General features: G+C 59.8%; 13 protein-coding genes. 4 read left to right on the top strand and 9 right to left on the bottom strand.

What is annotated here, in order from left to right; genetic code table 11:
* Positions 1 to 9 precede the first annotated feature (9 nt).
* From VD17_RS21720 to VD17_RS21710, 3 genes are all read right to left on the bottom strand, one after another.
* The gene (locus VD17_RS21720; RefSeq protein WP_046055595.1) at positions 10 to 903 is read right to left on the bottom strand and encodes an NAD-dependent epimerase/dehydratase family protein; all 894 of its coding nucleotides are present in this window, start codon (positions 901 to 903) and stop codon (positions 10 to 12) included.
* 103 nt (positions 904 to 1006) lie between these two features.
* The gene (locus tag VD17_RS21715) at positions 1007 to 1918 is read right to left on the bottom strand and encodes a LysR family transcriptional regulator (RefSeq protein ID WP_046055594.1); all 912 of its coding nucleotides are present in this window, start codon (positions 1916 to 1918) and stop codon (positions 1007 to 1009) included.
* Positions 1919 to 2063: 145 nt separating this feature from the next.
* On the bottom strand, positions 2064 to 2654 hold the full coding sequence (locus VD17_RS21710) for an NAD(P)H-dependent oxidoreductase (RefSeq protein ID WP_046055593.1): 591 nt from the start codon (positions 2652 to 2654) through the stop codon (positions 2064 to 2066).
* A 160-nt stretch (positions 2655 to 2814) separates the two neighbouring features.
* Between VD17_RS21710 and VD17_RS21705 the strand changes: the two genes are divergently transcribed.
* Positions 2815 to 3129: a putative quinol monooxygenase gene (locus tag VD17_RS21705; protein ID WP_046055592.1), complete on the top strand. Its 315-nt coding sequence runs from the start codon at positions 2815 to 2817 to the stop codon at positions 3127 to 3129.
* Here the strand turns inward: VD17_RS21705 and VD17_RS21700 are convergent.
* Positions 3119 to 3883 (bottom strand): sulfite exporter TauE/SafE family protein, encoded by a 765-nt coding sequence (locus tag VD17_RS21700; RefSeq protein ID WP_046055591.1) that lies wholly within the window; start codon positions 3881 to 3883, stop codon positions 3119 to 3121. The genes VD17_RS21705 and VD17_RS21700 overlap by 11 nt on opposite strands.
* Before the next feature lie 234 nt (positions 3884 to 4117).
* Between VD17_RS21700 and VD17_RS21695 the strand changes: the two genes are divergently transcribed.
* Together VD17_RS21695 and VD17_RS21690 are read left to right on the top strand one after the other, a co-directional pair.
* Positions 4118 to 4999: a LysR substrate-binding domain-containing protein gene (locus VD17_RS21695; RefSeq protein ID WP_046055590.1), complete on the top strand. Its 882-nt coding sequence runs from the start codon at positions 4118 to 4120 to the stop codon at positions 4997 to 4999.
* A gap of 112 nt (positions 5000 to 5111) precedes the next feature.
* Positions 5112 to 5456 (top strand): cupin domain-containing protein, encoded by a 345-nt coding sequence (locus tag VD17_RS21690; protein WP_007946320.1) that lies wholly within the window; start codon positions 5112 to 5114, stop codon positions 5454 to 5456.
* A gap of 202 nt (positions 5457 to 5658) precedes the next feature.
* Here the strand turns inward: VD17_RS21690 and mmsB are convergent, their stop codons facing one another.
* Positions 5659 to 6546 (bottom strand): 3-hydroxyisobutyrate dehydrogenase, encoded by an 888-nt coding sequence (mmsB, locus tag VD17_RS21685; protein WP_046055589.1) that lies wholly within the window; start codon positions 6544 to 6546, stop codon positions 5659 to 5661.
* Positions 6547 to 6556: 10 nt separating this feature from the next.
* Positions 6557 to 8083 (bottom strand): CoA-acylating methylmalonate-semialdehyde dehydrogenase, encoded by a 1527-nt coding sequence (locus VD17_RS21680; RefSeq protein ID WP_046055588.1) that lies wholly within the window; start codon positions 8081 to 8083, stop codon positions 6557 to 6559.
* A 163-nt stretch (positions 8084 to 8246) separates the two neighbouring features.
* Here VD17_RS21680 and VD17_RS21675 point away from each other — a divergent pair, with 163 nt between their 5' ends.
* A complete protein-coding gene (locus tag VD17_RS21675; RefSeq protein WP_046055587.1) occupies positions 8247 to 9194 on the top strand; it encodes a LysR family transcriptional regulator in 948 nt (315 codons plus the stop codon).
* On the opposite strand, the gene recD is transcribed toward VD17_RS21675, so the two are convergent.
* The 3 genes from recD to recC are packed head-to-tail and all read right to left on the bottom strand — an operon-like array spanning position 9191 to position 18425.
* The gene (recD, locus tag VD17_RS21670) at positions 9191 to 11293 is read right to left on the bottom strand and encodes an exodeoxyribonuclease V subunit alpha (protein ID WP_046055586.1); all 2103 of its coding nucleotides are present in this window, start codon (positions 11291 to 11293) and stop codon (positions 9191 to 9193) included. The genes VD17_RS21675 and recD overlap by 4 nt on opposite strands.
* On the bottom strand, positions 11290 to 14976 hold the full coding sequence (recB, locus tag VD17_RS21665; RefSeq protein WP_046055585.1) for an exodeoxyribonuclease V subunit beta: 3687 nt from the start codon (positions 14974 to 14976) through the stop codon (positions 11290 to 11292). The genes recD and recB overlap by 4 nt, the downstream gene beginning before the upstream one ends.
* Positions 14976 to 18425, bottom strand: coding sequence for an exodeoxyribonuclease V subunit gamma (gene recC / locus VD17_RS21660; protein ID WP_046055584.1), 3450 nt, complete (start codon positions 18423 to 18425; stop codon positions 14976 to 14978). The genes recB and recC overlap by 1 nt, the downstream gene beginning before the upstream one ends.
* Between the last annotated feature and the right edge of the window lie 115 nt (positions 18426 to 18540).

Genomic DNA, 18540 nt, shown 5'->3' with positions numbered 1-18540 from the left:
AGAGCGAACTCACACCATCTCGTCACGAATCCATTCAATCACCGATGTCCGCTTCGGTGCCCAGCCCAGCAATTCGCGCGCCTTTTTACCGCGAACCCGGCTGTTGGAGCCCAGGCCATAGTTGGCCATTTCATAACCCCACTCGGCTTCGGCCTCTTTCAGCGGCCAGTCTTGTGGCTCACCCAGATTCAGCGCTTGGGCAATCGCAGTGGTCATGTCGATGAACGACGCTTCACCGCTTTCGACGAAGTAGAAGCTGCCCGGTACGTTGTTGGTCAGCGCCAGCAGGTACAGGGAAACCACGTCTTCGATGTGCACGTTGGACCAGATGTTCTGGCCGGTACCGACATGGCGGACCACACCACTTTTACGCGCCTGTTTCAGCAAGCGCGGTAGCTGCACGCTGTCACGTTTGACGCCCAGGCTATGGCCGTAGATCAGGGTGTTGCAGATCACTGCCGAGTTCACCCCGTCCTTTGCTGCGGCGAGGATCAGGTTGTCGATGGCCACGCGAGCAGCCTTGTCGACGGTAGGTGCCGGCAGGTTGTCTTCGTAATAGATAACGTCGCTGGATTTGCCGCCCGACGCATCGCCGACGATGCTTGAGCCGCTGGTGTGCAGGAACACTTTGTTGGAACCGCGAAGTGCATCGAGCAGCGCATCGACCGCGCCGCGATGGTCGCTGCTGGCGGCGTTGATCACGGCGTCGGCAGCGCGGGCCTGTTCGCCCAGCAATGCGCTGTCATCAAGCGTGCCGAGCACCGGGGTGATGCCCAGAACACTCAGTTCATTGGCTTGTTCAGCACTGCGAACCAGGCCGGTGACTTTGTGGCCGGCGCGGACCAGACCGGTGGCGATGGAGCCGCCAATGAAACCCGCGGCGCCGGTAATGAATACGTTCATGGAGAAACTCCCTGCGTTAATAAGTGATGCAGCCAGTATCGAGGACCGATGCCTAAGGAAACAGACAGCGTTGCCCAATTCACTCTTGCGCAGGGGTCACGAATCAGCCCTTGAAATCCGCGTTCGCGTAAACCGCCAATTTGCCCTGGATGAAGTCCAGGAAGCACTGAATCCGTAGGGCAAGTTGCGAGTTGCGGTAGTACACGGCATTGATCGGCTGGCGATACCCGCTGTTGAAATCCGCCAGCAGCACCTGCAAACGTCCGGCGCGAATGTCATCAATCGTCATGAAGTGCGACAGGCAGGCAATGCCCTGACCTTCGAGCGCCAAGTGCCTGATCGTCTCGCCGCTGGACGCGCTGATTGATGCCTGAATCGGCCAGCGATCACCGTGAACGTAACGCAGCGGCCATTGGTTGAGGCCTTCGTTCTGAGTAAAGCCCAGCAGCGTGTGCCCGGACAAATCCGCCACTTCAGCCGGTACACCGTGTTTTTCCAGATAGGCCGGGCTGGCGACGATGTGCAGCGGACTGCAGCCCAGCGATCGAGCGTGCAAAGTCGAGTCGGCGAGCGTGCCGATGCGGATGGCGATGTCGGTGCTTTGCTCGAGCAAATCGATGATCAGGTCGTTGCTGTTGAGTTCCAGCTGGATGTCCGGATAGAGCCGGCGGAACTCGTCGATGTACGGCACGATGGCGTGCAGCATGAACGGCGATGCCGCGTTGATCCGCAGACGCCCGGACGGGGTTTGCTGGCGTGAGGTCAGGCGCTCTTCGAGCTCGTCCATCTGATCGAGAATCAGCTTGGCGTGCTCGAAGAAGTACTTGCCCTCTTCGGTCAGGTCCATGCGTCGTGTGGTGCGGTTGATCAGCGTGGTATCAAGTTTTGCCTCCAGCCGCGACAGCGTACGGCTGACCGCTGAAGGCGTTTGCCCGACCTGTTCGGCCGCAGCGGAAATCGACCCGCATTCAATCACGCAGACGAAAATCTGCAACTCATCGGATCTGGCTTTCACGTGTGTCCTCTTTCGCAAATCGGCATGGCATCAATCGCCAAGATCGCAGCCTTCGGCAGCTCCTACAGAGTTTTGCGTACGCCTGTAGGAGCTGCCGAAGGCTGCGATCTTTACGGCCGTTGCGACGGATAGTAGCCCGAAACGCTTACGCCGGCAGGCCGAACACTTCGGTCAAATGGCGCTCATAGCGCGCGATATCGGCTTCGACGTTGGGGCGCTTCATCACATCGACGGCCAGGAACGTCGGCAAACCGGTCATGCCGAGGAACTCGTTGGCCTTGTGGAACGGGAAGTACACCGCGTCAACGCCCTTGGCTTCGAAGAAGTCGGTCGGGTCGTCGAAGGCTTGCTGCGGCGCGTTCCAGGTCAGGGACAACATGTATTGCTTGCCCTGCAACAGGCCACCGCTGCCGTATTTTTGCGACGCGTCGGAACGGGTGCGGCCGTCGCTGGCGTAAAGGCTGCCGTGCCCTTCGGTAAAGACTTCGTCGATGTACTTCTTGACGGTCCAGGGCGCGCCCATCCACCAGCCGGGCATCTGATAAATGATCACGTCGGCCCAGAGGAATTTGGCGACTTCTTCGGCGACGTCGTAACCCTCGTCGATGAAGGTGGCTTTCACGTCGACGCCGCCGCGATCCAGCACGCTCAGCGCAGCTTCATGCAGGGTGGTGTTGTAGCGGCCATCGGAGTGGGCAAATTTTTTGCCGCCATTGAGCAACAGGACTTTTTTCATGGGAAGTCTCGGAAGGTTGGAATTCGATGGCGGCAGAGTAGCGATCTGCCTCGCGCGGAATAAGCGCTGAATTCACAAAATTCATTTGACCAATACGCACGAATCGACAGGTGATTGTTGCCATAAACTTGCGCCGATTCTGAACTTGAGGAGATTTCTGATGAGTGAAATGCAAGGCTTCATCCTGCACGCCAAGACCCGCCCGGAAAAATCTGACGCCTTCGACGCGTTTTTCAGCAGCTATGTGGAAGCAAGCCGTGCCGAGCCCGGTTGCATCGAATACCACATGCTGCGCGATAAACAGGACCCGACGCTGTTTATCTTCTACGAGATTTGGCAGTCCCAGGCCCACCTCGACGTGCACTCGAATCTGCCACACATGAAGCAGTTCCTCGAGCAGCGCGATGAGTACCTGGAACGGGATTTCGATATCCGCGCCATCGACATGCTCAGCCCGTCGTCCGCTACCCGCTGATCAGCAAATGGCCGCCGAGCACGCCGAGGCCGATGAAGAACACACGCTTGAACAACACGGCGCTGATCCGCTGGCGCAGCCATTGCCCCAGCAACATGCCGAGTACCGCCGGAATCAGCGCCAGCAACGACGCACTTAATTCGCCGCCGCCCAGCGCGCCGCGCCATAACAGGCCGGCGGCCAAGGCCAGGGTCGAGACGGTGAACGACAGACCCAGCGCCTGCACCAGTTCATCCTTGCTCAAGCCCAAGGCTTGCAGATAAGGCACGGCCGGAATCACGAAGACGCCGGTGGCCGAGGTGATGACGCCCGTCAACACGCCGCAAAGCGGACCGAGCCAACGCTCGGTGTGACAGCCGACGCGCAAGGTCGGCAGAAACAATCCGCTCAACGCATAGAGCAACAGCGCCGCGCCCAATCCCCGCACGACCCAATGACCACCGGCCATGCCGATCCACAACGTACCGGCTCCGGTGCCGATGAAGATCGCCAACAGCATCGGCCACAGGCGTTTGATCAACCCTGACAGATGCCCACCGAATGCCAATTGCCAGACATTGGTGAGCGTCGCGGGGATGATCAGCAACGCGGCAGCCTGCGACGGAGCCATAGCCAGACCGAGCAGGCCCATTGCGATGGTTGGCAGACCGAGGCCGATCACACCCTTGATCATTCCGGCCAGCAGAAAGGTCGCGATGACCATCAATGAAAGGGCCAGACCGAGGTTTTGATAGAACGCGGCGAGAGTATTCATGGCGCTATCGTGGGCCTGGATTGGCTGCTTGGAAATCTGCCATATACTGAGGCAGCCTCTTGTAAGACAAGAGGCTAAGAACCTCGCTGCGGCTGCTGACGCCTTCGCGAGCAAGCCCGCTCCCACATTGGATCTTCGTCGCACACTAAATTCGTGTGTTGTGGAGATCAAATGTGGGAGCGGGCTTGCTCGCGAAGAGGCCCCCCGGAACAACCAAAATCCCGAGGCAGTACGATGCACTTCGACCTGACCGACCTGCGCCTTTACCTGAACATCCTCGACAGCGGCAACATCACCGCCGGCGCCGCTCGCAGTCATCTGTCCCTGGCGGCGGCGAGTGCACGCATCCGCGCCATGGAGGCTTCGTTGGGGATAGAGTTTTTGCAGCGTGGTCGCCGCGGTGTCAGCCCTACCCCGGCCGGCAAGGCCCTGGCGCAACACGCTCGCGTCCTGCTGCAACAGGCCGAACGCATGCAGCAGGATCTGGCGGAATACGCCAACGGCGTCAAAGGCCAAGTGCGACTGTTGTGCAATACCACGGCGATCACCGAGTACCTGCCGGAGTTGCTCGCGGACTTTCTGCGCGGCCACCCCAACCTCGACATCGATCTACAGGAACTGCCCAGTGCACGCATCACCCACGCCTTGCGCCAAGGTGCGGCAGACCTGGGCATCGTCTCTGACGCCGTGGACACCGATGACCTGCAGACCCGCCCGTTTCGCGACGATCCGCTGGTGCTGATCATGCCCCGCGATCATCCCTTGGCACACGCAAGTGTTGTGAGCTTCATCGACACCTTGCGCCACGACTATGTCGGTCTGAACGCCAACAGTGCGTTGGCGGTGTACCTGGAGGAACAGGCGCTGCACACCGGGTCACGCCTGCAAATCCGCATCCGCGCCGACGGTTTTGAGGGTGTGATGCGCATGGTCGCTCGGGGGGCCGGGCTGGCGATCGTGCCCTTGGCAGCGGTCGAGCGTTGGCCGGGGGAGACACCATTCAAGAGCATCACACTGCAAGAATCGTGGGCCCAACGCAAACTACTGATTTGCGCCAGGGACTTCGCGACGCTGCCCGGCTATGCGACAGCCCTGCTGCACGCCTTGACCCTTTAGTGTCGAGTCTGCGCGTTTCTGGATACTTCGATGTCGACCACAGACAACTGAGCGGAGCATGGGCGCTATAGGGTGCGACTTCAGTTCTCTAGTCCATTGCCCCGGAGTCCACATGACCGCACCTATTACCGTTCTTCGCGACACTCACCCACTGCCGGTACTCGATGCCTGCAAATGGGAAAAACTCGAAGGCGACCCGCACACCGTCAACCTCAACGCCTACACCAGTGAAGACGGCAGCAAAATCATGGGCACCTGGATCTGCACACCGGGCAAATGGTATGTGGAATACGTGAAGTGGGAATACTGCGATTTCCGCGAAGGCTATTGCATCATCACCCCGGAGGGGAAAGAGCCTATCCATCTGCGCGCCGGTGATATTTTCGTCATTGAGCCGGGGATGAAAGGCACGTGGGAAGTGGTTGAAACCGTGCGCAAATATTTCGTGTTTGCCTGATGCAAAAAAACCGGGAGATCACCCGACGTGATCTCCCGGTAAATATCTTTGGGTCAATGCAGACCTGTGGTGAGGGGGTTTACCCCCGTTGGAGTGCGCAGCACTCCCCTACATTCCTTCAGTCACACCGTGTCGGCAGGTTTTACGACGGCTTCGCCGCCGAACGGGGGCAAGCCCCCTCGCCACCATTCCGGAAAACCCTTTATTGGGGTTTGCGATAGCTGTTGATGATCGCCGAGAAGTCCTTGCCACCTTCCCCACGCTGGCTCATCGCCTGATACAACTGCTGGGCCACCGCGCCGAGCACCACCGGTTGGTGCGCCTGACGTGCCGCTTCCGTGGCCAGCCCCAGATCCTTGAGCATCAGTTCAGCACCGAAACCACCGGTATAGCCGCGCGAGGCCGGCGCCGTTTCAACGATGCCCGGCCACGGGTTGTACATTTCCGAACTCCAGCAACGCCCGGTGGAACTGTTGATGATCCCGGCCAGCACTGTTGTGTCGATCCCGAGAGCATCACCCAGCGCCATGGCTTCACTGACACCGACCATCGAGATCGCCAGCAGCAGGTTGTTGCAGATCTTGGCAATTTGCCCGGTGCCGACTTCGCCGCAATGGACGATGTTGCGGCCCATCTGCGCCAATACCGGTTGCAGGGTGGCGAACAGCTCAGGGGTAGCGCCGACCATGAACGTCAGGGTCCCGGCCGCCGCACCGCCAGTACCGCCCGACACAGGCGCATCCGCCATGGCCACGCCTTGCTTGGCCGCCGCCGCCGCGACATCACGCGCCGTCTGCGGATCGATGGTGCTGCAATCGACCGCCGGCACGCCCTTGGCGATACCTGCCAGCACGCCGTCTTCACCCAGCCACACGCTGCGCACATGCACAGCGGCGGGCAGCATGGTGATCACCAATTCTGCGCCTTGAGCGGCTTCACGCGCCGAAGCGCTGATGCTGCCGCCCAGTTGCTCCAGCTCTGCCAGAACGGTTTTGTTCAGATCGACCAGCTGCAGTGCATGGCCAGCCTTGATCAGGTTGCGCGCCATTGGCGCGCCCATGTTGCCGAGACCGATAAAAGCGATTTTCATGTTCGGCTCCTTAACGCAAGTTGATGGTGGTGTTCACACCGTCGTTGACGCTGTTGTCATCGAACCAGCGACTGGTGACAGTCTTGGTCTGAGTGTAGAACTGCACCACTTGCTTGCCATACGGACCGAGGTCGCCGAGTTTGGACCCGCGCGAACCGGTGAAGCTGAAGAACGGGACCGGCACCGGAATCGGGATGTTGATGCCGACCTGGCCGACGTCGATTTCAGTCTGGAATTTACGCGCCGCCGCACCGCTTTGGGTGAACAGGCCCGTGCCGTTGCCGAACGGGTTGGCGTTGACCAGTGCGATGGCCTCATCGAGGGTATCGACTTCCAGCACCACCAGCACCGGACCGAAAATTTCCTGGGTGTAGATCTGCATCTCGGGGGTTACGCCGGAGAACAGGGTCGGGCCGACAAAGTTGCCCTTCTCGAAGCCTGGAACCGTGATTTCGCGACCGTCCAGTTCCAGCTTGGCGCCTTCCTTGATGCCGCTCTCGATCAGATCCAGAATCCGCGCCTTGGCCTTTTTGGAAATCACCGGACCCACATCAGTGCCCGGCTCGCTGCCGGCATTCACTTTGAGTTTCTGCGCCAGCGCCTTCAGATCAGGCAGCCATTGTTTGGCTGCGCCCACCAGCACCACGACGGATGTGGCCATGCAGCGTTGCCCGGCCGCACCGAAACCGGCACCGACCAGCGCGTTGAGCGCTTGTTCGCGGTTGGCGTCCGGCAGCACAACGGCGTGGTTCTTCGCGCCCATCATCGATTGCACGCGTTTGCCGTGTTTACCGGCCAGGTCGTAGACGTGAGTGCCGACGGCAGTCGAACCGACGAAGGAAACAGCCTTGATGTCCTTGTGGGTGCAGAGCGCATCCACCACGTCTTTACCGCCATGAACGACGTTGAGCACGCCGGCCGGAACACCGGCCTCGATCGCCAGTTCCACCAGCAGCATGGTCGACATCGGGTCCTGTTCGGACGGTTTCAGCACGAAAGTGTTGCCGCAGGCGATGGCCATCGGGAACATCCACAGCGGAATCATCGCCGGGAAGTTGAACGGCGTGATGCCGGCGCAAACGCCGATTGGTTGACGCAGGGTGTAGGTATCGACGCCGCCAGCAACGTTCTCGGCGAACTCGCCCATTTGCAGGCTGCCGATGGAGCAAGCGTGCTCGACCACTTCCAGGCCACGGAAGATATCGCCTTCAGCGTCGGCGATGGTTTTGCCTTGCTCGTTGCTGAGTACCACGGCGATGCGCTTGGAGTGTTCGCGAATCAACGCCTGGAGCTTGAGCATGATGCGCATCCGCGCGCCGATCGGCGTCAGCTTCCAGGTCTGGAAGGCGCGATGGGCGGCGCTGATCGCGGCGTCCACTTCCTGTGCAGTTGCGAACGGCACTTTCGCCAGCACTTGCTGGGTCGCCGGGTTGACGATGTCGTGCCACTCGGTGGTCTGGGACTCGACCCACTCGCCGTCGATCAACAGCTTTACCGTTTGGACAGTGGTTTCGTTTGGCGTGAGCGAAGCGTTCATTTTGGGTCTCCGGGAAGTTGTTCTTATTTAGAGAGCGATCTTGGGAGCCAAGGCGATAAAGTCGCCTTGAGATGAGGCGTGTGTCGCGACTTGGTTGTCGGACTGTTTTTGGAGTATAGATGTGCAAACATCTAATAAGAACGCACATAAAAGCCGGTCCATCATGCAAAAAAACATCACGTCTCTAGGCTCGTTGAACTGGGATGACCTCAAGTTTTTCCTTGAAGTCTCCCGCACCCGCAAGGCCAGCACCGCGGCCAAGCGCCTGGCGGTCGACTACACCACCGTGTCGCGGCGCATCAGTTCGCTGGAAGCGGCGTTGGGCACTTTGCTGTTCGAGAAATCCCGGACCAGCGGTTTTGTCCTGACCGCCGAAGGCCAGCGGTTGCTGGGTTACGCCGAGTCGATTGAAAGTACGCTGCACATGGCTTGCGAACAAGTATCAGGCTCTGGCGTGGCGTTGTCCGGGCATGTGCGCATGGGCTGCACCGAAGGCTTCGGCAGCTTTTTCATCACTCCGCAACTTAGCCATTTCGTCGACGCGTACCCGGCAATCTCCGTGGACATCCTGCCGCTGCCACACTTCATCAGCCTGTCCAAGCGCGAGGCGGACATCGTCATCGCCCTGGAGCGCCCGGAGCATGGCCCGTACGTCTGCTGCAAACTCTGCGACTACAAATTACAGCTCTACGCGACTCAGGATTATCTCGACAAGCATCCACCCATCCGCCGCCCGGCTGACTTGGGCAAACATTCATTCATCAGTTATGTCGACGATCTGGCGTTCAGCTCGGAGCTGTTGTACCTGGCGAATGTGTTGCCCGGCGCCAGTGCCAACCTGCGCAGCACCAGCGTGATCGCGCAGTTCGTGGCTGCACAGCAAGGACGGTCGCTGGCAATTCTGCCGTGCTTCCTGGCGGCCCAGGATCCGCGATTGCTGCCGGTGTTGCCGGAAGAGATCAACATCACTCGGCAGTTCTGGATGTACTGCCGCGAGGACCTGCGCAAGCTCAAGCGGATCACCCTGTTGTGGGATTACATCCGTGCGGTCACCGAGCAGAATCAGAGGCTGTTGATGGGCGAAAGTCGGGAGATGATGTTCGCCGATTAGTCGGCGCTCACCTCATCCAATTCCAGCATCAACCCGCTCAAGCGCTTGACCTTGCGCCGCACCGCCTCTTCGAATACGCCGGAGCGAGGTTCGATCAGGGTGAACCAGTTTTTGGCCCGGGTAATCCCGGTATAGATCAATTCCTTGGTGAGTACAGGGTTCAGGGCATCCGGCAGAATCAACGCCGTATGAGCAAATTCCGAGCCCTGGGATTTGTGCACTGTCATGGCGTACACGGTTTCGACATCATTGAGCCGACTCGGCAGAACAAAACGTACGCCGCCCTGACCATCATTACGCGGGAACGCCACGCGCAATACCTGCTTCCCAGCCTCTGGCCCCTCACGTTCCGGCAGCTTTAGGGCAATGCCGATGTCGCCGTTCATCAAACCCAGACCATAGTCATTGCGGGTCATCAGCACCGGCCGACCTTCGTACCACTGCTGGTCGCTGTCGATCAGCCGAGACTTGAGCAGCGCAGCGGTCACGAGTTGATTCAAACCTTCCACGCCCCACGGCCCTTTGCGTACGGCGCACAACAACTGGAAGGCGTCGAAGGCTTGCAGTACCTGGCGAGCCCAATCGGTCCAGCACGGATCATCAAGCGTGCTGTCGAGCGGTGGTCGCAGGCTGCGCAAGAGACTCAGGTAATGGCGATAACCCTGCGGTCCATCGCCATGCCCCTCAAGCAGCAAGCGTTCCAAAGCCCGGTCTTGCTCCCCCTTGAGAGACAGGGAAAACACGTCGTCATGGCTTCGCGCTGCCAACAACTTGCGCGCTTCCTCGGGTTGCTGCTGGTTGACCCACCGAGCCAGTTGGCCGATGCCGCTGCCCTCGCCAAACCGGCGTGAATGACGCAGCATCACAACTTGCTGGGCCAGCGGATGAGTCCCTTGGGTGTCTTCCTGCAAACCGCTGGCATCCAGGTTTTCACCACTGACCGCTTGCAGCCACAGGCGCGTCTGTGGGCTGTACCAACCGGCCTCGGCGTCGCGGCACAGGTCGCCCAGAACGGCGCCGGCCTCCACCGATGCCAGTTGATCCTTGTCACCGAGCAGCACCAGTCGGGCATGGGCCGGCAACGCGTCGAGCAGATTGGCCATCATTTCCAGATCGATCATCGAGGCTTCGTCCACCACCAAGACATCCAGCGGCAAGCGATTACCGGCGTGGTGACGGAAGTGTCGAGTACCGGGACGACTGCCGAGCAGGCGGTGCACGGTGGTGACGTCTGACGGGATCTTCACTCGTACGGTTTCATCGACTTCCAGGGTTCTGACCTGCTGACTGATGGACTCCGTCAGTCGGGCTGCAGCCTTGCCGGTGGGTGCGGCGAGACGAATACGCAACGGCTTGCCCGCCTCCACTGCCGGCGCCTGGAGCAACGCCAGCAAACGCACGACCGTCGTCGTCTTGCCGGTCCCCGGGCCACCGGTCACGATGCTGAAAGCGCTGCGGGTTGCGAGGGCACAGGCGAGTTTCTGCCAGTCAATCACTTCGCCGGGCTTGGCAGGGCCGAACAAGCTGGTGAGGCGTTGGGACAAATCATCCGGCGTGGTTTCGTGTTCCACCAGGCGTTGGCGCAGCGAGTTGTCGATACGCCGTTCGTAAGCCCAGTAACGACGTAAGTACAGGCGTTTGCCCGATAACACCAATGGCCGGTGTTGCGCCGCCTCGCGACCATCGACCGCCAATGCGACCAGACTGCTGGAGGCCAGTACCTTGCACCAATGGGCACCGTCCAGCGCCTCAAGCAATTGCGACGGCAACAACATCGCGCCACTTTGCACATCACCTTCCGGTGGCAGCGACAGGGCGAAGTCCGGCTCCTTGAGCGTCTCGAACACATCCAGGCACACATGACCGTGGCCCAGCTGATGACTGGCCAACGCGGCGGCCAGCAGCACCAGCGGATCGTCGCTGGGAGCAAGTTCGTGAAGAAAAGCGACGAAGGCTTTGTCCAGCGCTCGCAACCAGCCGCGCTCAACCCAGCGTGTCAGCAATATCAGCAGATCATCGGCGCGACTCAACGGCGCCAGATCCGCCAGGCTTTCGGCTGTCAATGAAGTGGGCAGCAAATCAGCGAAGGTGCGACTCATAGCAAAACTCCCTGTTCCCAGGCGGGTTCGGCCTTGGGTTCTGGCTTACCCTGGAACAGCCGGTCCAGACGCTCGATCAACTCCCTTGGAGGACGGGCGAAATACACGCCCTGGCTGGACGCGCGCGTACCACGCAGGAACAGGTACAGCGCACCACCGACATGCCGGTCGTAATCGTAATCGGCAAGTCGCGCCTTGAGCTGGCGATGCAGGGCCAGCAGGTACAGCACGTATTGCAGGTCGTAACGGTTGTCGAGAATCGACTGCTCCATGGCCTGCTCGGTATAGGCCGCGTCATCGACGCCCAGCCAATTGGATTTGTAGTCGGCGACGTAATAGCGGCCGTCGTGCTCGAACGTCAGGTCGATGAAGCCTTTGAACATGCCATTGAGCAACACCGGCTCGGCAGCCACCCGGGCCACGCCGTTGTGGGTGTATTGACGCACCAGTTCATCGAGCTTGAGCACATCGACCTTATGACTGGCGAACCAGAACTCCATCTCGACCCGGTATTGGGTGAGCTGCTCGAATACCACGGGGGGCTGCCCGCCACCGATATGCAGCGGGGACACAAGCAGGTGCTGCAGCCAGTCGCTCAGGGCGGTTATCCAGCCCTCCCAGCCACGCCGATTGCAACGACGGGCAATGGCGTCTTCCACCGCTTGTGGCGTGGCGGCAAAACCTTCGCCACCGGCCCATTCGAGCAAACCATGGAGAAAGGTGCCGGGGTTCGGACCACGAGGGAATCGATGGATGTCAGCACCACCGGCCACCACTTCCCGTGGTGCTTGCGGATCGAGGCGTTCGTCGTCGAATAGCTTTTGCGCCTGCGGGCTCTCCGGCGCTTCATCAGTGCCCACGCTCATGCTGTCGCCAATGCGCAGGGCACTGTAGGAAGCAATCCACCAGTTTTCACTGGCCTTGCGTTTGGGTATCAACGGAGCAAGCAACGTCGCATCGTTGTGCGGCGGATGGTAGTGCTCGACGGTCGCTTCAGGCATTTCACCGCAGTTCAGCGCTGCACAATCCTGCTGCAGGTCTGACAGCCACCGCTTCAAACCTGCCGACTCGGCCAATGGTGCTCCGCCGCCCAGCAGATAACCCAATGCTGACAGGTGCAGCACCGAGCTGTTGTTATTGCCGCGCTTGAGATCAGTCACTCCGAGCCAGCAGGCGTGTTGCGCCCGGGTCAGGGCCACGTAAAGCAAGCGCAGATCCTCGGCAAGACGCTCATCATCCGCCTGAACTATCAACTCGGCCGTCGGCTTCAAGGTCACTTGAGCCTTGCCTGTGGCGTCGTGGTAATGCAACGGTAGACGGCTGCCGTCCACCGGTTTCGCCGAGCAAATGAATGGCAGGAACACCAAGGGATACTCAAGCCCCTTGGACTTGTGAATGGTCACGACTTTGACCAGTTGTTCGTCACTCTCCAGACGTAGGATCTGCTCTTCGCCGGCCTGACCGGACAACGCCAGATGCTCGGACAAATGACGGATCAGCGCTTGCTCACCATCGAGTTCCGCGGCGGCCTGTTGCAGCAACTCGGACAGGTGCAGCAAATTGGTCAACACCCGCTCGCCGTCACTGCGCATGATCAATGTCTGAGGCAGCTGGAAGTCATGCAGCAATCGCCGCAGCATTGGCAACACACCCTGCTTGCGCCAGAGCTCGCGATAATGGCGGAACTGCATGACCCGCGCTTCCCACGCCAGTTCATCCTGATTCAGTCGCTCCAGTTCAGCCAGCGACAGGTTCAGCGTGATGCAGGCCAACGCGGCTCGCAGCGGGCGCTCGACATCCGGCTCGGCGCAGGCCTTGAGCCAGGTCAGCAGGTCGTGGGCCTCTTGGGCGGCAAACACCGAGTCCTTGTCCGATAGATAGACGCTGCGCACACCCCGGGCGGAGAGCTCGCCACGAACAGCCTGGGCTTCTTTACCGTCACGGACCAGGATCGCGATATCTGCTGGCAGCAGCCCTCTGAAGTCCTTGCCGTCCTGTATGAAACCCGCGCGACCTTGTTGCCCGCCGTTGAGCAAAGCGGTGATTTCACTGGCGCAGGCAGCGGCGAGTTGTTGTCGGTACACCGCGCCGGACAGCGGCTGATCGGCGGACAGGTGCCAGATGTTCAGGGCGGGCACGACCTGACCGTCAATGTGCAGAACTTCTTTGCGCCCTTGGGATTCGACGGGCAGGAACGGTACCGGGTTCTCACCGTTCTTTTCACGAAACAGGAACGCGCCTCGCCCGGACTCGCGAGACTCTGCACGCTCGAACACATGGTTTACCGCACTGACCATGCCATGGCTGGAACGGAAATTCGTACCCAGGGTATGCAATCGGCCAGCGGTGGCCTGACGGGCGCGCAAGTAGGTGTAGATGTCGGCACCGCGGAACGCGTAGATCGCTTGCTTGGGGTCGCCGATCAGAAACAGACCGCATTCGGGATTGTTGTCTTCGATGCGATAGATGCTCTCGAAGATCCGGTACTGCACCGGGTCGGTGTCCTGGAACTCGTCGATCAACGCCACCGGAAACTGCTCGCGAATCAGGGTCGCCAGCCGCTCACCGCCATCGGACTGCAACGCTGCATCGAGGCGCAGTAGCATGTCATCGAATCCCATCTCCGCTCGGCGACGCTTTTCTTCCTCGAACCGTGTACCGACCCACTGGGCGGCGTGTTGCAGCACGGCGGCATCAGGTGTCGGCAATCCATCGAGACTGGCCTTGAGGCCGGGCATCGCGTCCAGCCCGGGATGACGGGGTACTTCGCCCTTCCAGGCTTCAGCCATACCGTCGGGAGTCAGGCGCGTGAATCCGGTGCCGATATCCAATTGCTCAAGGGATTCGTCTTCAGCCCAGGCTCTGATCTTTTCGAACCAGGGTTCGAAATAGCGCGCCTGCATCTTGCGACCGTCGACGCTCTTGCTCGCAACACCCTGGTGACAGATAGCAAGCAATTCGTCCGCCCACTGGCGCCAGGGCATCTTGAGTTCGAGCAAGGCTGCCCGTCGCTCTTGCAGACACTCAATGATCAGCTCGGCAGGCTCTTTGCCTTCAACGCTGTCTCGCTCACTGGCGAACAAACCACGTACTCGCGGCAGTAAAGCCGCTGGACCGCCCCAATTTCCGCGCACCCAGTTCAGCGCATCGCCTTGCATCGGGTAGCAAAACAGGCGCCAGTAATCGCGCAGGACTTCGCCCAGCAAATCGCTGTGATCGGTTTCCAGGGATTGTGTAAACAGGCTGCCACTGTCGAACGCGTGTTCGCGCAACATGCGCTGGCACCAACTGTGGATGGTTGAAACGGCTGCCTCGTCCATCCACTGCGCGGCAATGTCCAGGCGGTTTGCGCACCCGGACCACTGCTCGGGATGGTATTCCTTACGAAGCTCCGCGATAAGGCTATCGGGCGCCGGTGTTTCATCGCGAAAAAATCGCGCGGCTTCAGCAAGACGTGTGCGGATACGTTCGCGCAATTCTTTGGTCGCCGCATCGGTGAACGTCACAACGAGGATTTGCGGCGGCAACAGTTCACGTCCGAAGCCGCTCGACTCTGCGCCGTGGCCAAGGACCAGGCGCAGATAAAGCGCGGAAATGGTGAAGGTCTTGCCGGTCCCGGCGCTGGCTTCGATCAGTTGGCTGCCGCGCAGGGGAAATGCCAAGGCCAAAGGTTTTGTGGTCATCAGCGCGCCTCCTCGCTATTCAACGAACACCAAGGCGCTTCAAGCAACGGCCGGTACAATGCGTTGCACCAATCCGGGAATGTTTCGTCTGCGGTAAGTGTGTCGTAGTCGGCGAACTGCCGTGCGAGTGCCGGGCTTTCCCGACGCTCGCCATCGGTAGTCAGGCCATCGCCTTCATACGCCTTGCGGGCTGCGGCTTGAGCTTTGACCGGATCCGTTTGACCAAGCCATGCGAAGCCAGTCTTCACCGCAATCGGCAGTGGTTGACGCATGCCGGTTTGCCAAGCCATTAACAGGTCGCCCAGAATCCGCAACGCTGCATCCTCCACCATCGGACCGAGCAGCAGACTGTCGTCGCTGGCCACCAACGCGGTGGTCATCGCCATACCACTGGCGCAAGCAACCAGATGATTGACCCATGGCCGTGTCAGCCGATGCCATTTGCGCGACTTGATCGAGCCGATGCTGTTGGGGATTGTAGTGACTGATAGCAAACCACCGTCCGCTCGTTGATGCAGGCCGCTGAGCCAACCTTCCAGGCTCAGCCCCTGCAACTCCAGATTCACTGGCAGAGCGTTGGTAAGCGGCGTTGGCCATAACGCCAAAAGCTGTTGGTAACGCTGCAACAGATCCGGCAACGGTTCGATCAACTCTCGCTGAAGGCATTCGCCGAATCCGGCCATGGGCAGAAGCCCACTGTTTTGCAGACGTTTGGCCTGTGCTTCCAGTACCTGGTCGGTGCTATCCAGATGTCCCAGCGCCGCTTCGAGCAAGCTGTCGCTGAGGCTGTAACGTTGCAACGCATCGAGTACAAATGGCTCTTCATCAGCCAAGGGCACTTCAGCCGCTTCGAAGTACACCTTCAGTCGTTGACTGAAGAAATGCCGCACAGGATTACGCAGAAAGTCCTGCAGTTGACCGAGACTCAGCGGCTCTTCCTGAATGTAGGGATCAAGGACCTCGATATCAGTCGATGGCTCACTGGTTTGATGCAGCACCTGCCATTCATTCGCGTAACTGAACAAATCATCGCCTTCATGGAAGTAGCGGGCGCTGAATGGTTGCAGTGGATGTTCCTGAGTGATGGCCTCCAGCAGATCTTCGTCGACATCATGCAGTCGCCAACCGCTGGCCAGATGATCTCGCAACTGGCCAATCAGTACCGACGCTGGGCGTTCACTGTTATCGCGAATGCTGCGACCGACCCAGCTGATATAGAGCTGGTCACGTGCCGACAACAGGGCTTCCAACAGCAGATAGCGGTCATCTTCACGTCGGGAGCGATCGCCAGGGCGGTAATCACTGCCCATGAGGTCGAAGTCCAGTGGCGGTTGGGCACGCGGGTAGTCCCCGTCATTCATGCCCAGCAGACAGACCAGTTTGAACGGGATCGCTCGCATGGGCATCAAGGTGCAGAAATTAACCGCACCGGCCAGAAAACGCTGGGACAGACGGCCTTGGTCGAGGCCGGCAAGCCAGGCTTCACGGACCACGGTCAATGGCAGTGCATCATGCAAGCCAACTGACTCGCAGGTCTCAAGCCAGGTTTCACGCAGCTCTTCGAGCTGGGCCAACACATAGTCGTCATGCTCGTTACTGGCCAGGAAAAACAACTGAACCAGTGCATGCAATCGAAAGCCCCATTGTTTGGGAGCTGCGGGCTGAGTGAGTTCCTGGTGGGCAATCTCCAATGCGTCCAGCAACGCGACCAAAGGCCCAATGAGCGCGGCATCCAGACCTCCGATCTCGTCGTAGGGTTCTATACCCTCGCAGGCACTGGCACTGCCCACGGCATAACCGAGCAACATCCGTCGCAGGCCGAAACGCCAACTGTTTTGCTCCAGCTCCTGCGGCAGACCAAGACCCGCGCGCTGCTCGGCATTCATACCCCAGCGGATGCCTGCGCCTTCGATCCAACGGTGCAGGGTCGGCAGATCACGTTCCTCTACCCCGAAGCGAGCGCGCAGTGCAGGAACGTCCAGCAGATCGAGGATCTCGCTCACGGGGAAACGGCTGTCGGGCAGTTTGAGCAGATGCTCGATAGCAATCAGTAGCGGATCACGGCCACGTTGGCCTTGATCGGCGAGCGTGAAGGGAATGAAACGCGGGTCGTGGCGTTCAAGCTGAGCAAATACCGCTCGAATATGCGGTGCGTAGCTGTCGATGTCCGGGACCATCACGATCACGTCGCGAGGCCTTAAGTCCGGATCAGCGCTGAAGCGTGCGAGCAACTGGTCGTGGAGGATCTCCACTTCGCGCTGGGCGCTATGGGCAATGTGAAAACGGATCGACTCGTCGTTTGCCGGGTTGACAACCGGCCAGCGCTCGCGCGTCTCGTTCAAGGGACGCAACTCAAGAATGTCGTCCTGCAATTGATTGAGCATGTTCTGCGGCTGGCTATCGCTGAACAGATCGATACGACCATCGCGGAATGCCGAGCGGTAGCTGTTGGGATCGTCGTAGCTGTCGAGCAAATTGATATAGTCCCGCCCCTGCTTGCCCCATGCCGCCAGTAGTGGATGGGCATGCTGGTGAAGGGTTTGCGGGTCGAGCACAACCGGCATTCCACTCTTGCGAGCCTGACGCTTGTACTGGTGCCGCAACAGGTCTTTATCGGCGACGATGTCCGCCCAATGATGACGACACGGGTTGTGCACGCAGAGCAGAACCTGGCTGAACCGGGCCAGCCCCGCCAGTGCTTCCAGGGCTTGAGCGGGCAGTGAAGAAATCCCGAAAACGATCACCCGTGAAGGCAATCCGCTGGGGGCTACGTCGAGGCTGTTTATGCGCTCGATAAACCGTTGATGGACGCCGGCTCGGCTTTGCGCCATGCCTTGTTCACCCACATCCAGCAACAGCGCACGCCACAACTCCGCCTGCCAGCAGTTAGCCGGGGTCAGAGGTTTGGTTTCGCCTCTGCCATTTCGTAATTGATGGCGACCTTCGGCCCAGTCTTCGAGCCAATCGGCTCTATACACTTGGTATTGGTCGAACAGATCCGCTAGTCGTTCCGCCAATTGATAGCGTTTACGCAAGTCTGTGTCATTCGTAAGGAAGCGCTGCAGCGGTTCGAAGTGCGGTTGATTGATCAACTGCGGAAGCAGACGCATCAGACGCCAGGTCAAGGGAGCTTTATCAAGCAGGGATTTGACCGGGATTTCGTCACGGCCAAGCACCATGCGATAGAGCTGCCACATGAAGCTACCCGGCAACTGCACGTCGATGGCTGCTGCGATTCCGCAGCCGCCCATGTCATCGTCTTCAGGGTCTTCGGCCAGTGCCAGCTTCAGCCATTGGGCGATGCCGTTGCTCTGCACCAGGGCAATTTCATTTTCCAAGGGTGCCAAGGGGTAACGCCGCATCCAGCTGACCACAAGGCTGCGCAACTCGTCCAGGCGGTTACCGTGGACCACCATAAAACCAGCACTGAGGGACGTCGCGTCCGGCATAAAGGCTTCCTTGGGAAAATACAAAAGCTAGGGCCGAACCTTAGCATTGTCGGGAGGCTGTGACAGCCGGGAGCCGTCCGGTATTGCTGTACGAACTTTCCTGCGGACAAAACAA

It is taken from the genome of Pseudomonas fluorescens, assembly GCF_000968015.1.
In the GTDB taxonomy this organism is placed as follows: Bacteria; Pseudomonadota; Gammaproteobacteria; order Pseudomonadales; family Pseudomonadaceae; genus Aquipseudomonas; species Aquipseudomonas fluorescens_W.
This window is presented reverse-complemented; position numbering and strand designations above follow the sequence as displayed.

Coding starts and splice junctions, on each gene's coding strand:
- VD17_RS21720 (WP_046055595.1), bottom strand. CDS start 903: ATGAACGTATTCATTACCGGCGCCGCGGGTTTCATTGGCGGCTCCATC.
- VD17_RS21710 (WP_046055593.1), bottom strand. CDS start 2,654: ATGAAAAAAGTCCTGTTGCTCAATGGCGGCAAAAAATTTGCCCACTCC.
- VD17_RS21705 (WP_046055592.1), top strand. CDS start 2,815: ATGAGTGAAATGCAAGGCTTCATCCTGCACGCCAAGACCCGCCCGGAA.
- VD17_RS21700 (WP_046055591.1), bottom strand. CDS start 3,883: ATGAATACTCTCGCCGCGTTCTATCAAAACCTCGGTCTGGCCCTTTCA.
- VD17_RS21695 (WP_046055590.1), top strand. CDS start 4,118: ATGCACTTCGACCTGACCGACCTGCGCCTTTACCTGAACATCCTCGAC.
- VD17_RS21690 (WP_007946320.1), top strand. CDS start 5,112: ATGACCGCACCTATTACCGTTCTTCGCGACACTCACCCACTGCCGGTA.
- mmsB (WP_046055589.1), bottom strand. CDS start 6,546: ATGAAAATCGCTTTTATCGGTCTCGGCAACATGGGCGCGCCAATGGCG.
- VD17_RS21680 (WP_046055588.1), bottom strand. CDS start 8,083: ATGAACGCTTCGCTCACGCCAAACGAAACCACTGTCCAAACGGTAAAG.
- VD17_RS21675 (WP_046055587.1), top strand. CDS start 8,247: ATGCAAAAAAACATCACGTCTCTAGGCTCGTTGAACTGGGATGACCTC.
- recD (WP_046055586.1), bottom strand. CDS start 11,293: ATGAGTCGCACCTTCGCTGATTTGCTGCCCACTTCATTGACAGCCGAA.
- recB (WP_046055585.1), bottom strand. CDS start 14,976: ATGACCACAAAACCTTTGGCCTTGGCATTTCCCCTGCGCGGCAGCCAA.
- recC (WP_046055584.1), bottom strand. CDS start 18,425: ATGCCGGACGCGACGTCCCTCAGTGCTGGTTTTATGGTGGTCCACGGT.